The sequence below is a fragment of the Sphingopyxis sp. MC1 genome, assembly GCF_000371385.1.
Classification (GTDB): domain Bacteria; phylum Pseudomonadota; class Alphaproteobacteria; order Sphingomonadales; family Sphingomonadaceae; genus Sphingopyxis; species Sphingopyxis terrae.
This window is the reverse complement of record NZ_AOUN01000024.1, coordinates 63,513-78,324: the sequence shown is the minus strand read 5'-3', so window position 1 is coordinate 78,324 and position 14,812 is coordinate 63,513. Positions and strand designations below refer to the sequence as shown.

The 14,812-nt window shown below is 65.3% G+C and carries 11 protein-coding genes; 5 read left to right on the top strand and 6 right to left on the bottom strand.

Annotated elements, in window-relative coordinates; translation table 11 throughout:
• Window positions 1-9: 9 nt before the first annotated feature.
• Entirely contained in the window at window positions 10-1,371 is a 1,362-nt protein-coding gene (gene radA, locus EBMC1_RS17530; RefSeq protein ID WP_003052776.1) for a DNA repair protein RadA, read from the bottom strand.
• Window positions 1,372-1,576: 205 nt separating this feature from the next.
• On the opposite strand from radA, the gene fsa reads away from it, so the two are divergent.
• The 4 genes from fsa to EBMC1_RS17510 all read left to right on the top strand — a co-directional run bounded on the left by fsa (window position 1,577) and on the right by EBMC1_RS17510 (window position 6,918).
• Complete coding sequence (gene fsa / locus EBMC1_RS17525) at window positions 1,577-2,227, top strand: fructose-6-phosphate aldolase (protein ID WP_003052773.1); 651 nt, start codon at window positions 1,577-1,579, stop codon at window positions 2,225-2,227.
• 194 nt (window positions 2,228-2,421) lie between these two features.
• A complete protein-coding gene (locus EBMC1_RS17520) occupies window positions 2,422-3,216 on the top strand; it encodes an enoyl-CoA hydratase-related protein (protein WP_003052771.1) in 795 nt (264 codons plus the stop codon).
• Between the two features lies 1 nt (window position 3,217).
• Complete coding sequence (locus tag EBMC1_RS17515) at window positions 3,218-4,723, top strand: acetyl-CoA acetyltransferase (RefSeq protein ID WP_003052767.1); 1,506 nt, start codon at window positions 3,218-3,220, stop codon at window positions 4,721-4,723.
• A 71-nt stretch (window positions 4,724-4,794) separates the two neighbouring features.
• Window positions 4,795-6,918 carry a beta-propeller domain-containing protein gene (locus tag EBMC1_RS17510; protein ID WP_003052763.1) on the top strand — a complete coding sequence of 708 codons (2,124 nt, stop codon included), beginning with the start codon at window positions 4,795-4,797 and terminating at the stop codon, window positions 6,916-6,918.
• Here EBMC1_RS17510 and amaB read toward each other — a convergent pair.
• Window positions 6,915-8,399 carry an L-piperidine-6-carboxylate dehydrogenase gene (gene amaB / locus EBMC1_RS17505; RefSeq protein WP_003052760.1) on the bottom strand — a complete coding sequence of 495 codons (1,485 nt, stop codon included), beginning with the start codon at window positions 8,397-8,399 and terminating at the stop codon, window positions 6,915-6,917. The two genes, EBMC1_RS17510 and amaB, sit on opposite strands and share 4 nt — an antisense overlap.
• A gap of 179 nt (window positions 8,400-8,578) precedes the next feature.
• Here amaB and acs point away from each other — a divergent pair, with 179 nt between their 5' ends.
• Window positions 8,579-10,543: an acetate--CoA ligase gene (gene acs, locus EBMC1_RS17500; RefSeq protein WP_003052757.1), complete on the top strand. Its 1,965-nt coding sequence runs from the start codon at window positions 8,579-8,581 to the stop codon at window positions 10,541-10,543.
• 32 nt (window positions 10,544-10,575) lie between these two features.
• Here acs and EBMC1_RS17495 read toward each other — a convergent pair whose 3' ends face one another.
• The 4 genes from EBMC1_RS17495 to EBMC1_RS17480 all read right to left on the bottom strand — a co-directional run bounded on the left by EBMC1_RS17495 (window position 10,576) and on the right by EBMC1_RS17480 (window position 14,684).
• The gene (locus EBMC1_RS17495; protein ID WP_003052754.1) at window positions 10,576-11,307 is read right to left on the bottom strand and encodes a proteasome-type protease; all 732 of its coding nucleotides are present in this window, start codon (window positions 11,305-11,307) and stop codon (window positions 10,576-10,578) included.
• Window positions 11,308-11,339: 32 nt separating this feature from the next.
• Complete coding sequence (locus EBMC1_RS17490; protein WP_040590872.1) at window positions 11,340-12,143, bottom strand: transglutaminase family protein; 804 nt, start codon at window positions 12,141-12,143, stop codon at window positions 11,340-11,342.
• A gap of 2 nt (window positions 12,144-12,145) precedes the next feature.
• Window positions 12,146-13,087 (bottom strand): alpha-E domain-containing protein, encoded by a 942-nt coding sequence (locus EBMC1_RS17485; protein WP_003052750.1) that lies wholly within the window; start codon window positions 13,085-13,087, stop codon window positions 12,146-12,148.
• 199 nt (window positions 13,088-13,286) lie between these two features.
• The gene (locus EBMC1_RS17480) at window positions 13,287-14,684 is read right to left on the bottom strand and encodes a circularly permuted type 2 ATP-grasp protein (protein WP_040590869.1); all 1,398 of its coding nucleotides are present in this window, start codon (window positions 14,682-14,684) and stop codon (window positions 13,287-13,289) included.
• Between the last annotated feature and the right edge of the window lie 128 nt (window positions 14,685-14,812).

Below are 14,812 nucleotides of genomic sequence, written 5' to 3'. Positions count from 1 at the left end.
TGCCGGTCGCTAGTCGCGCCCGAGCATCAGGTCAACGAGTTCGCCGAGCCGCGTGAAGCCGGTAACGCCGATGCCGTTCACAGCCTTCATCCCCTTCGGTCCCCAGCCCCTTGAAAAACCGAGCTTCGCGGCTTCGCGCAGGCGCAGCGCGTCGTGCGCGACAGGGCGAATTTCGCCCGACAGCGACAATTCGCCGAAGACGATCGCATCGGCAGGAACCGGTCGCTCGCTGAAAGCCGAAATCAGCGCCGCCGCGACCGCAAGATCGGCGGCGGGATCGGTCAGACGATAGCCGCCCGCAATGTTGAGATAAACCTCGGCGCCGCCCATCTGGAGCCCGCAGCGCGCTTCGAGCACCGCAAGCACCATCGCCAGGCGCCCGCTGTCCCAGCCGACGACGGCGCGGCGCGGCGTCGCGCCGCTCGCCAGCCGCACGGTCAGCGCCTGCACCTCCACCAGCACCGGGCGCGTCCCCTCCAGCGCCGGGAAGACGACCGATCCCGGCACGTCGCGGCTGCGGTCGGTCAGGAACAGGCTCGACGGGTTGCTGACCTCGCCCAGCCCTTCCTCGCCCATCGCGAAGACGCCGATTTCGTCGGTGCCGCCAAAGCGGTTCTTCACCGCGCGCAGGATACGATATTGATGGCTGCGCTCGCCCTCGAACGCCAGCACCGTATCGACCATATGTTCGAGGACGCGCGGACCTGCGATCGTGCCATCCTTGGTGACATGCCCGACGAGGACGATCGCGGCGCCGCCGTCCTTGGCATAGCGGATCAGTTCCTGCGCGCTCGCGCGGACCTGGCTCACCGTTCCCGGCGCGCTGTCGATGAGGTCGCTGTGCATCGTCTGGATCGAATCGATGACGACGAAATCGGCGTCGCGGCTGTCGAGCGTCGCCAATATGTCGCGCACCGACGTCGCGCTCGCCAGCGCGACCGGCGCGTCGCCGAGTCCCAGCCGCTGCGCGCGCAGCCGCACCTGACCCGCCGCTTCCTCGCCGCTGATATAGACGACCGACTTGCCCGCCTTCGCGAGCCGCCCGGCCGCTTGCAACAACAAGGTCGACTTGCCGATCCCCGGATCGCCGCCGATCAGCGTCGCCGATCCGGCGACGAAGCCGCCGCCGAGCGCCCGGTCGAATTCGGCGATGCCGCACAGCATCCGCTCCGGCATCGGGCTATGCTCGCCCAGCGTCTCGAGCGCCAGTGACCGCCCGCCTTTCGACAGGTCGTGCTTGGCTGAAAAGACGGTTTCGCTCGTCTCTTCGATCAGGGTATTCCACTCGCCGCAATCGGCGCATTGCCCCTGCCACCGATACGAGACCGATCCGCAATTCTGGCAGACATATTGACGCTTTGCTTTGGCCATGCGGCTCGCATAATCGGAACAAAGATGGAACGCCAGCGCTTTCCTCTCGGTCATTGCGAGGAGCGTAGCGACGCGGCAATCTCCCGCTCTCGACTTTGCGCAAGGCCGATGGCGGGAGATTGCTTCGCTTCGCTCGCAATGACGATCAAACCGCTTTACGGCAGCTTCAAACCCGAATCACCCTGCCCGCAAGGAACCCCGCGCCATGAAATTCTTCGCCGACACCGCCGAAATCGCCGACATCAAGGAACTGACCGCAACGGGGCTGCTCGACGGCGTGACCACCAACCCGTCGCTGATCGCCAAGTCGGGCCGCGACTTCAAGGAAGTGACGAAGGAAATCTGCGCGCTTGTCGATGGCCCGGTCTCGGCCGAGGTCGTCGCGCTCGACCATGAAACGATGATGAAGGAGGCCGAAATCCTCCGCAAGATCGCCGACAATGTCTGCATCAAGGTGCCGCTGACGATCGACGGACTCAAGACCTGCAAGGCGCTGACCAGCGACGGCACGATGGTCAATGTCACGCTCTGCTTCTCAGCGACGCAGGCGCTGCTCGCGGCAAAGGCGGGCGCGACCTTCGTTTCGCCCTTCGTGGGCCGCCACGACGACAATGGCTTCGACGGCATGCAGTTGATCGCCGACATCCGGCTGATCTACGACAATTATGCCTTCGAGACCGAAATCCTGGTCGCGAGCGTGCGCCACGGCATCCACGTCCTCGAAGCCGCCAAGATCGGCGCCGACGTGATGACCGCGCCGCCGTCGGTCATCAAGGGATTGTTCAAGCATGTCCTGACCGAAAAGGGCATCGAAGGCTTCCTGGCCGACTGGGCCAAGACCGGGCAGTCGATCTGAAAATGATCCTCCCTGTGCCGCAGGCATGGGGAGGTGGCAGCGCGAAGCGCTGACGGAGGGGCCATGACGCGGCGTCGCCGCCCCTCCACCATCCTGCGGATGGTCCCCCTCCCCATCGCTTCGCGACAGGGAGGATTACAGTTGACGTAAACGTTAACCTCCCGCGATACTCGTCCGAAAGGGAGAGATTCGCGATGACCGACACCACCATTCTTACCGAACGCCGCGGCCATGTGCTGATCGTCACGATCAACCGACCCGAGGCGCGCAACGCGGTCAACGCCGCGGTCCATGTCGGCATCGGCACCGCGCTCGAAACCGCCGAGAACGACCCCGAAATCCGCGCCGTCGTCATCACCGGCGCGGGCGACAAGAGCTTTTGCGCCGGCGCCGACCTCGTCGCGCTGTCGCGCGGCGAGAGCCTCGCGCCGTCGGACCCCGATCAGCTTGCATGGGGCTTCGCGGGCATGGTGTCGCACCCGATCTCGAAGCCGATCATCGCCGCGGTCAACGGCTTCGCCTTCGGCGGCGGCTGCGAGATCGCGCTGATGAGCGACATCATCGTCGCTGCCGAGCACGCCCAATTCGGGCTGCCCGAAGTCAAGGTCGGGCTGTTCGCCGCGGCGGGCGGAGCCTTCCGCCTTGCGCAGCAGATGCCGCGCAAGCTGGCGATGGAGCATATGCTGACCGGCGACCCGATCCCTGCCGCGCGCGCCGCGCAATTCGGCCTCGTCAACCATGTCGTGCCGCTCGCCGAGCTGATGCCGACCGCGCTTGCGCTTGCCGACAAGATTGCCGCCAACGCGCCGCTGTCGGTCCAGGCATCGAAGCGCGTCGCGCTCGGCATCCAGGACGGCCGCATCGCCGCCGACGCGCCCTATTGGGAGCACAACACCCTCGAACGCAGCGCCTTGATGCGCAGCGAAGACGCGCGCGAAGGCCCGCGCGCCTTTGCCGAAAAGCGCAAGCCCGAATGGAAAGCGCGCTGATATGACCATGACCGATCCCGAGCGCATTCCCGTCATCATCGGCGTTGGCCAGGTCAACGACCGCCCCGCCGACCCCGACGAAGGGCTCGACTCGCTCGGGCTGATGGTCGCGGCGCTGCGGGTCGCCGCCGAAGACGCCGGCGTGCCGCTCGCCGAGATCGACAGCCTCGCGATCGTCGACCAGATCAGCTTTCACAGCCTCGGCAAACTGCCCGAACCGCTGGCCGCCGCCATCGGCGCCAGCCCGGCGATCAATTACCAGTCGGCGGCGCCACACGGAGATACGCCGGTACGCCTGCTCAACGAAGCGGCGAACCGCATCGGCGCGGGCGAGGTGAAGCTCGCGGCCATCGTCGGCGCCGAGGCGCTGCGCACCGCGGCGGGCCGCGCCGCCAAGGCCTCGAGCGGCGAGGACAAGAGCTATAACGCGATCCGCAAGGTCGCGACGCGGCGCGAGCCCGATTATGCGCAGAAGCACGGCCTCGCCGCGCCGGTCGACGTCTATCCGCTCTATGAAAATGCGACGCGCGCCGCATGGGGCCAGAGCCTTGCCGAAGCGCAGGGCGAGAGCGCCGAAATCTGGTCGCGCTTTTCGGAGGTTGCGGCGGCAAACGAAGGCGCCTGGATCCGCAAGTCCGCAACCCCCGCCGACATTCTGCGCGTTGACGAGCGCAACCGGCCGATCGCCTTTCCTTATTCCAAGCTGATGGTCGCCAATTCGTCGGTCAATCAGGGGGCGGGTTTCCTCGTCGCCAGCCTGGCCGAAGCGCGCCGCCGCGGCATATCCGAGGACCGGCTGATTTACGTGGGCATGGGCGCCGCCGCGAAGGAGCCGCCGAGTATCCTCCGCCGCGACCGCTATAACGGCAGCGTCAGCATGGAAACCTCGATCAACCGCACGCTAGCGCTCAACGGCATGACCGCGCAGGATTTCGATTTCGTCGAGCTCTACAGCTGCTTCCCCTGCGTGCCGAAGATGGCACGCCGCACGCTCGGCTGGCCGGTCGACCGCCCCGCGACGGTGTTCGGCGGGCTGACCTTCGGCGGCGGCCCGATCGCCAATTATATGAGCCACGCAATCGTCTCGATGGTGGAAAAACTCCGCCGCGAAGGCCGCTACGGCTTCCTCTTCGCCAATGGCGGCTTCGCCACCGACAATCATTGCATTGTGCTGGGCAAGGAGCCGATCGCCCCCGCCAGCTTCCCGCAGGATTTCGACTATCAGGCCGAAGCCGAGGCCAAGCGCGGACCGGTGCCGGATCTGGTAGAAGATTATGCGGGGCCGGCAACGATCGAGAGCTATACCGTCTTCTACGGCCGCGATGGCGCGCCAAGGGCGGGCGTCGTGGTCGCGCGCACGCCCGAGGGTCGGCGCACATTGGCGCATGTCGATGTCGGCGACGCCGCGATGCTGGCGTTCCTGACCGATGGCGCGAAGGAGCCCGTGGGGACGGCGGGTGAAGTCGTGGCGCTGGGCGACGGCCGCTTCGGCTGGCAGAGCCTCTGACTGGTACATATTTGCGCTAAACCCTCACCAGCGTTGATGATATTCCTCATCCGGGCAAGGGGGGAAGCGATATGGTGCGTGGTCTGTTGACGATCGGCATGGCAGCATCGCTCGCGGCCTGCGCTTCGGCGCCCGCAACGCCCCAAACCGCCTCCGCGCCACTCCCGGCGATCGACGACAAGCGGCTCGATCAGATAACTTCGCCCGAGCTCGTCCCTTATGCGAGCGAAGGCGAATTCCGGGCGTATCTCCGGTCGCTCGAACGGCTGCGCGACCGACGTGAACGCTATACCGCGCGATCCTCGGAAATCGTCGTCGCGGCGGCGATGCAAGGCGGCGACCCCTTATGCGAAAAGCCCGAGGACTGCCCCGGCGAAGGTGGCGTGAGAGACGTTATCGTGACCGGGTCGCGCGCCGCGGCGCCGACGTCGATCACGAACGTCCAGACCGCTGGCGTTGACGAGGGCGATATCGTCAAGCAGATCGGCGACTATCTGCTCGTTTTGCAGGACGGTCGGATCTTTGCGATCAATGTGAAGACGATGCAGCTTACCGACCGGGCCGACGTCTATCGGCACCTGCCGCCGGACCGGCCCGGGAAGCAGCGGTGGGACAAGGATTTCGAGGGTGCCGATTGGTACGATGAGATGCTCGTTCAGGACGATCATATCATCGTCACTGCCTACAGCTATGATGACGATGCGACCGAAATGTCGATCTTCAAGCTCGATCAGGCGAGCGGCAAGGTGGCAAGCGAAGGCGTCTTCCTCATCACGTCCGACGATTATTACGACGTCGACAATTATGCCACGCGCATCGTCGGCGACACGCTCGTCGTATACACGCCCTATGCGCTCGACCAGTTCGAGGAACGCGACGCACGCCCGATACTGAGGCGGTGGCTGCCCGAAGCGGAGCGCAAGACGCGCCAAGCGCGCGGCACCCCGTTGCTCGATGCGCGATCGATCTACAAACCGGTGTTGCGGACGGACGACCCGACCGTCCACGCAATCTCGCTCTGTCCGCTTGGCGGCTTCGACAGCAAGCGCAGCCTGGAATGCCGCACGACCGGATTTGTGGGGCCTCGAAAGGCCGAAATGTTCGTGTCGCCCGAAGCCGTCTATCTTTGGACATCGGCGTTCGGCGATCGGGAGTGGTGGCATTTGCCCGGTTGCGACGAAGATCAGGCCGAGGATGGCGCCCCCCTCGATCGGCCGCGCGCCGACCGCCGCGACGTTGCTCCGGGCGCGCTCTATCGCCTGCCGATCGGCAGCCGCGCGCCAGGCGTCGTCGGCGTTTCGGGCGCGCCCTACGATCATCTTTCGATGGATGAACGCGACGGGGAATTTCGCGCCTTGGTCGACTGGCGCAGCATCCGCTGCCGTTCAGGCTATGCTGAACCCGCGCAAAACGCCTTTCTGAAAATCCGTACCGGCGTCTTCGACACGATCTTCCAACCCGTAGCGGACAGCGCCTTCACGCCGCTTCCATCGACAGGCAAGGCGATTGTCGAAAATCGGTTTGCCGACGATTGGCTCGTGTTCGGCGGACGCAATGGCTGGAGCGGCGATCCGCCCGACCCCGACACGCCCCCGCAATCGAGCAAGGTCGTTGCCGTGCCGGTCAAGCGCCCGAAGGACGCGCTGGTGATCGACGTTCCCCACAATATCGTTCGCACCGAACGCGTGGGCAATGACGTCATCGTCAATGGCTATCGCGACGACCGCGGCCTGACTCTGACGCTGATCGGTCTCGGCAAGGACGCGCATATCCTCTCGTCTGCCTTCCTGCCGGACCGATACGAAAGCGAAGGCCGCAGCCATGCCTTCAACAGCATTGTCGACGAAGCGGGCAATGGGATCATCGGCCTGCCGACCGTCAAGCTGAGCGCGGAGTCGAGACGATGGTGGTGGCGCTCGGATACCTCCGACCTCAGCTTCCTGACCAAATCACCAACCGGGCAGCTTGCCGACGCCGGTGCGCTTGCCGCAACGCCGGCCGATCAGGTCGAAACCGACGCCAGCTATATATGCGAAGTTTCGTGCATCGACTGGTACGGCAATTCACGGCCGGTGTTTCTGAACGGCCGCATCTTCGGCCTCATGGGCACGAGCCTGGTCGAAGCCCGGATCGACGGCGACAAGATCCGCGAGATCGCGCGGATCGACCTGACTGCGCCGCTTCCACAGCGCTAGCCGACGTCGAACGACACCCCCTGCGCGAGCGGCAGCGCGTCGGAATAGTTTACCGTGTTCGTCGCGCGGCGCATATATTGCCGCCACGCATCCGACCCGCTCTCGCGTCCGCCGCCGGTTTCCTTCTCGCCGCCGAACGCCCCGCCGATCTCGGCGCCCGATGTGCCGAGGTTGACGTTGGCGATGCCGCAATCGCTCGCGGCCAGGAAGCGCTCGGCTTCGCGCAGATCGGTGGTGAAAATCGCCGACGACAGCCCTGCCGCGACATCGTTGTGCAGGCGGATCGCGGTGTCGAGATCGTCGTAGCGCATGACATAGAGGATCGGCGCGAACGTCTCCTCCAGCACCGGGCCGGCCTGGCCGGGCATTTCGACCAGTGCGGGACGGACATAATAGCTCGCGCCGTCGCCGACCCGCTCGCCGCCATGCACGACGCCGCCTGCGGCCTTGGCCGCCGACAGCGCTGCCTGCATCGCCTCATAGGCAGCGCGGTCGATCAGCGGGCCGACCAGCACCGTGCTTTCCAGCGGATTGCCGACGCCGACGCTGGCATAGGCCGCCTTCAACCGCGCGACGAAGCCGTCATAGATGCTGTCGTGGACAAACAGCCGCCGCGTCGTCGTGCAGCGCTGCCCCGCGGTGCCCATCGCGCCGAAGGCGACGCCGCGCAGCGCAAGGTCGAGGTCGGCCGATGGCGCAACGATCACGCCGTTATTACCGCCCAGTTCGAGGATCGCACGCGCGAACCGCTGCGCGAGGCGCGGCGCCACCGCGCGGCCCATGCGCGTCGATCCCGTCGCGGAGACGAGCGGGACGCGGGTATCGTCGACCAGCGCCTCGCCCGTCTCGCGCCCGCCGATCAGAACCTGCGACAATCCCGCGGGCGCATCGCCGAACCGCCGCAACGCGCGCTCGAAAATCGCCTGCGTCGCCAAGGCGGTAAGCGGCGTCTTTTCGGAAGGCTTCCAAACCACGCTATTGCCGCAGACGAGCGCTAGCGCGGCATTCCATGCCCAGACGGCGACCGGAAAATTGAAGGCGGAGATGACGCCCACGACGCCCAGCGGGTGCCATATCTCCATCATCCTGTGCCCGGGTCGCTCGGTCGCGATGGTGAGGCCGTGAAGCTGGCGCGACAGGCCGACAGCAAAGTCGCAGATGTCTATCATCTCCTGCACCTCGCCAGCGCCTTCGGACGGAATCTTGCCGGCTTCGATCGTCACCAGCATCGCAAGATCATCCTTGGCGGCGCGCAGTTCTTCGCCGAACAACCGCACCAGTTCGCCGCGGCGTGGGGCGGGCACGTCGCGCCACGCGCGGAACGCCGCACCGGCGGCCGCGAGCGCGGCGTCGGTGTCGGCGGCATCGGCGATCCGCACCGCCGCGATCTGCTCACCGGTCAGCGGCGAATGGGACGGCATCGAACCCTGGGTGTACAGCGCGTGCTCCACGCCGAGCGTATCGAGCAGGCCTGCTGTCATTTTCTCGATCCCGGCCATCCTTCGTCCTTTCGTCCACGCCATCGGGCAGCCGCATAATACTCCACCCCCGTTCGTGTCGAGCGAAGTCGAGACACTACGACGGCGCGCAATGACGATAGGGCATCTCGACTTCGCTCGATGCGAACGGCTAAGGGGATAGCAAATAGAGGAGAGATGCAGTGTCCGAACTACCCCCCTCCGAACCCTTCGTCCCCGTGCCCGCCGATGCCGCCGCGAACACGCATTGCAGCGCGGCCGACTATGACCGGCTCTACGCCGCCAGCATCGACGATCCCGACGGTTTCTGGGCCGATCAGGCACAGCGCATCGACTGGATGACGCCGCCAACGAAGATCGCGGGCTGGTCCTACGATCCCGTCAGCATCAAATGGTATGAGGACGGCGTTCTCAACCTTTGCCACAATGCGCTCGACCGCCATGTCGCCGCGGGCCATGGGATGCGCACCGCGATCATCTTTGAACCCGACGCCCCCGATGGCGAGGTGCGGCACATCAGCTATGCCGCGCTGCTCGCCGACACGATCCGCATGGCCAACACGCTCAAGAAGATGGGCGTCCGCAAGGGCGACCGCGTCACCATCTATATGCCGATGATCCCCGAAGGCGCGATGGCGATGCTCGCCTGCGCGCGCATCGGCGCGATCCACAGCGTCATCTTCGGCGGCTTTTCGCCCGAGGCGATCCACGGGCGGATCGAAGATTGCGGCAGCGACTGGGTGATCTGCGCCGACGAAGGGCTGCGCGGCGGCAAGACGATCCCGCTTAAGGCCAATGTCGACAAGGCACTCGAGCGCGTCGAGGTAAAGGGCGTGCTCGTCATCGCGCACACCGGCGGCGATGTCGCAATGCAGGAAGGCCGCGACCATTGGTACGATGCGCTGTCGGCCGATGTCGACGCCGACTGCCCGTGCGAACCGATGGGCGCGGAAGATCCGCTGTTCATCCTCTACACCTCAGGCTCGACGGGTAAGCCCAAGGGCGTGCTGCACACCGTCGGCGGCTACAGCGTGTGGACCGCGTCTACCTTCTGGTACGGGTTCGATTATCGGCCGGGCGAAATCTTCTGGTGCACCGCCGACATCGGCTGGGTCACGGGGCACAGCTATGTCGTCTACGGCCCGCTTCAGAATGGCGCGACGACGCTGATGTTCGAAGGCGTACCCAATTATCCGGACCACGACCGTTTCTGGCAGGTCGTCGACAAACACCGGGTCAACATCCTCTACACCGCGCCGACCGCGATCCGCGCGCTGATGCGCGAAGGCGACGATTATGTGACGCGCCACGACCTGTCGACGCTCCGGCTGCTCGGCAGCGTCGGCGAACCGATCAATCCCGAGGCATGGCGTTGGTATCACCATCTCGTCGGCAAGGGCCGCATCCCCGTCGTCGATACCTGGTGGCAGACCGAGACCGGCGGCATCATGATCACGACGCTTCCCGGCGCGCATCCGATGCAGCCGGGCAGTGCGGGGCGCCCCTTCTTCGGCGTTCGGCCGCAACTCGTCGACGCCGACGGTGCGGTGCTTGCCGACGAGCAGGTCGGCGGCGCGACCGAGGGCAATCTGTGCATCACGCATAGCTGGCCGGGGCAGGCGCGGACGGTCTATGGCGACCATGACCGCTTCATCCAGACCTATTTTTCGACCTACAAGGGCAAATATTTCACCGGCGATGGCTGCCGCCGCGATGCCGAGGGCTATTGGCGGATCACCGGGCGGGTCGACGATGTCATCAACGTCTCGGGCCACCGCATGGGCACCGCCGAGGTCGAAAGCGCGCTCGTGCTGCACGATCTGGTCGCCGAAGCTGCGGTCGTCGGCTTTCCGCACGACATCAAGGGCCAAGGCATCTACGCCTATGTCACGCTGAATGCGGGGGTCGAGCCGACCGAAGAGATTGCCGCCGCGCTACGGCAGCAGGTGCGCACGGAAATCGGCCCGATCGCGACGCCCGACCATATCCACCTGACCCCCGCCCTTCCGAAGACCCGGTCGGGCAAGATCATGCGGCGGATTCTGCGCAAGATCGCGGAGAATGACTTCGGCTCGCTCGGCGACACGTCGACGCTGGCGGACCCGAGCCTGGTCGACGGGCTGATCGAAGGCCGGAAGAACCGGTAACCCTCACCCCCTCCCGCAAGCGGGAGGGGGATTTAGAAATGGAAGTCCGGCAGTTCGGCTAGTGCGATGCCCAGCGCTTCGGCCCAGCCGTGCGACACATTGTGGAAATAGGGATCGTCGCGTTCGAAGCGGCGTTCGTGGACGCCGTGGAAATCGTCGCGTTCGTGGACCTTCAGGTCGATCGGCAGGTCGACCCCGGCGTTGGCGCGGATCGTCGAATCGAACGAGACGCACAGCAGCTTGACCGCATCCTCAAACGACATGGCGGGATCGTAGGACCGCACGATGATCGGGCGGCCATATTTGGTTTCGCCGATCTGAAAGAAGGGATTATCCTCCCCCGCTTCGATGAAATTGCCCTCGGGATAGATCAGGAACAGGCGCGGTTCGGCGCCGGCAATCTGCCCGCCGACGATCAACGAGGCGCGAAAGATCGATTCGGCGGCCGGCCCTTCGGCGCCGTAGCGCAGCACGATCTGGCGCAGCGTTTCCCCGACGATCGTCGCGACCTGGAACATCGACGGCGCCTGCAGGATCGACGGCTGGCGTTCCTCGGGTGCCTTGGTACGCTCGTCGAGCAGGCTGACGACCGCCTGGGTGGTCGCCAGATTGCCCGCCGACATCAGCGTGATCACGCGCTCGCCCGGCACGTGCCAGCTGCGCATCTTGCGCACCTGCGATATGTCGTCGACGCCGGCGTTGGTGCGGGTGTCCGACATGAACACCAGCCCCTTGTTCAAACGCATGCCCACGCAATAGGTCATCGAATCCCCGTCCCGCCCCTGTGATGTCCCGATTATTGCTGCACCTGCAATTGGACAACCAGATTTTCCTGCGCCGCACCATAGCGCATGCCGCGAACCGGGGCGGCGTCGCGATAATCGAGCCCCGTCGCGACGCGGATATAGCGCTCGTCGGGCGAATGGCCGTTGCTGACGTCGAAGCCGATCCAGCCGATATGGGCGAAATGCGCCTCGGCCCAGGCGTGGGTGGCGTCCTGATGGGTGCGGTCGTCCATGCTGAGATAGCCCGACACATAACGCGCAGGATGGCCCAGATGGCGCATCGCGGCGATGAAGATATGGGCGTGATCCTGGCACACCCCGCCCTCGCCCCCCAACGCCTGTTCGGCGGTCGTTTCGGCATCGGTGACGCCGATGCGATAGGCCAGCCGGTCGAGGATCGCCGCCGACAGCGCATGCGCGCGTTCGATATCGTTCGCAAAGTCGCGGCCCAATCCGGCGGTCAGCGCGCGCACGCCCCGTCCCGCACGCGTGAGCGGCGTCGGGCGGAGGAAGGTCCACAGCGGCATCGCCCCGCGATGCGCCCCGATCACCCCGTCGGTGGTGAGCAGTTCGACCGCGCCGTGGCACCGGATGACAAGTTCGGCATCGCCGCCGTGCACCGCGATCAGATCGACGCCATTGCCGTGATGATCGACATAATGGAGCTGCTTTTCCCCGCCCTCGACTTCGATCGTCCAGTCGTGGATCCGCTGCTGGCCCGGCCGGTCCTTGGGGGTCAGGCGCAGTTGTTGCAGCGCATAGCCGACGGGAGCGTCATAGCGATAATGGGTGGTATGTTCGACACGCAGGAACATCGTCACTCCACGAAACGGTAATCGCGCTCGATCTGCATCGCGAGCGCCGAATTGGCGGACAGGAAATCGGTCAGATGTTCGTGCAGGCCACCATCGAAGATCGCCTGGATCGGCCCCGCGAGCTTTTGCCGGCACAGGGCATCGGCCATCCGCCCTGCCTCGGTCTCTTCGCCATAGCCGCGCTGCAGCCAGGCAAGATTGTCCTGCATCTTGGCGCAGCAAAAGGCGAGGCTGCGCGGCATCTGGCCATAAAGGATCAGGAATTCGGCGATCTTGAGCGCGCTGATCTCGGCCCCGTAAAGCCAGCGATAGGCGCGGTGCGCCGAGACCGACCGCAGGATCGTTTCCCACTGCACATTGTCGATCGACGTGCCGATATGCGCGACCGAGGGCAGCAGCAGATAATATTTTACGTCGAGAATGCGCGCCGTGTTGTCGGCGCGTTCGAGGAAGGTGCCCAGCCGCGCGAAATTATAGCCATCGTTGCGCAGCATCGTGCCGGTCAGCGCACCACGCACCTGCGCACTCTGCTGACGGATCGCGGCGAGCACGTCGGGCAGATCGTCCTCGCGCACCGGCCGCTTGAGCAGGTCGGTCAACGTCATCCAGCTCGTATTCACCGCCTCCCACACCTCGCGCGTCAGCGCGGTACGCGCGGTGCGCGCATTGTCGCGCGCGTGCTTGACGATCGACAGGATGCTCGACGGGTTGGCCGGGTCGCGCAGCAGGAAATCGACGACGCGCGCCGAGCTGTAATCATCGTGCGTCGCCAGGAATGCCTGATCGACCCCCGCGGTCTCCAATATCGAGCGCCATTCGGCGGGCGCCGTCTGCGACCGGGTGAGCGCGATGCGAAAGCCCGCGTCGATCAGCCGCGCATTATTCTCGCTTCGTTCAAGATAGCGCGCCATCCAAAAGAGGCTGCCTGCGGTTTTGCCTAGCATGGGCGCGCCTCCTTCCCCTCCCGCAAGCGGGAGGGGAAGCGAGGCTTGGTAGCTTGCTGCCTAGGCGCAGCGGGGTGGGTAGACCGATCGCGCTGCATGCCCACCCCGCTGCGACTAGCGAACGAGTTCGCAAGTCTCGCAGCCCCTCCCGCAGGCGGGAGGGGGTTGAAACCGATCCCCGTGCCAAGCGCCATCCCCATCAGTCCTCCAACACCCAGGTGTCCTTGGTGCCGCCACCTTGGCTGCTGTTCACGACCAGCGATCCCCTCGTCATCGCGACGCGCGTCAGGCCGCCGGGGGTGATGGTGACGCCCTGCGGCGACATCAGGACAAAGGGACGCAGATCGACATGCCGCGGCGCAAGGCCCTTTTTGGTGAAGATCGGCACCGTCGAAAGCGACAGGGTCGGCTGGGCGATATAATTGCCGGGGTTTGCCTCCAGCTTGGCGCGGAACGCTGCGATTTCCTTCCGGCTTGCGGTCGGCCCGACGAGCATTCCATAGCCGCCCGACCCGTGCACTTCCTTCACCACCAGTTCGGGAAGCCGGTCGAGCACCTCGCGCAGATGTTCGGGCTCGCTGCATCGCCACGTCGGCACGTTGGGTAACAGCGCCTTTTCGCCGGTGTAGAATTCGATGATGTCGGGCATGTAACTATAGAGCGCCTTGTCATCGGCGATCCCGGTCCCCGGCGCATTGGCAATCGTGATGCCGCCCGCGCGATAGACGTCCCATATCCCCGGCACTCCCAGCATCGAATCGGGACGGAAATTCAGCGGGTCGAGAAAGTCATCGTCGACGCGGCGGTAAAGGACGTCGATCGCGCGATAGCCCTGCGTCGTGCGCATCGCGACCCGGCCATCGACGACGCGCAGGTCATGCCCTTCGACCAGTTCGGCGCCCATCTGATCGGCTAGGAAGCTGTGCTCGAAATAGGCGCTGTTGTGGATGCCCGGCGTCAGCACCGCGACGGTCGGCGTACCGCTGCACATCGGCGGCGCACAGGCCGACAGCGATTTCAGGAGGTTGATCGGATAGTCGCCGACCTCGCGCACCGGTACTTTCGCGAAGAGCTCCGGAAACATCTGGAGCATCGTTTCGCGATTCTCGAGCATGTAGGACACCCCCGACGGAGTGCGGGCATTATCCTCCAGCACATAGAATTCGTCGGCGCCGGTGCGGACGATATCGATGCCGCTGATATGGGTATAGACGCCGCCGGGCGGATCCATGCCCATCATCATCGGCAGGAAGGCATCGTTGCGCGCGATCAACGCGGTCGGCACCCGGCCGGCGCGCAAAATCTCCTGCCGGTGATAAATGTCGTAGAGAAAGGCGTTGAGCGCGCGCACCCGCTGTTCGATCCCGCGCGACAGGCGCCGCCATTCGCCCGCCGCGATGATCCGCGGCACGACGTCGAACGGGATCAGTCGCTCGTCGGCGTCGGCCTCGCCATAGACGTTGAAGGTAATGCCAGTGGTGCGAAAAAAGGCTTCGGCCTGCTGCGTCTTGCGCTGGATGCGCTGGGCATCCTCGGCATCGAACCATTCGCAATATTCGCGATAGGGCGGCCTGGTCCCGCCATCCCCGGTTATCATCTCGTCGAAGAAGGAAATGCTCCGACCCTTTCCACGCAACAGCCACGCCAACCGCGCACGATAAACGCGGCGCCCTGTTCCGACCTGCTACGTCGCCCGGCGGCTACACGGCCACCAAGCTTATGGGA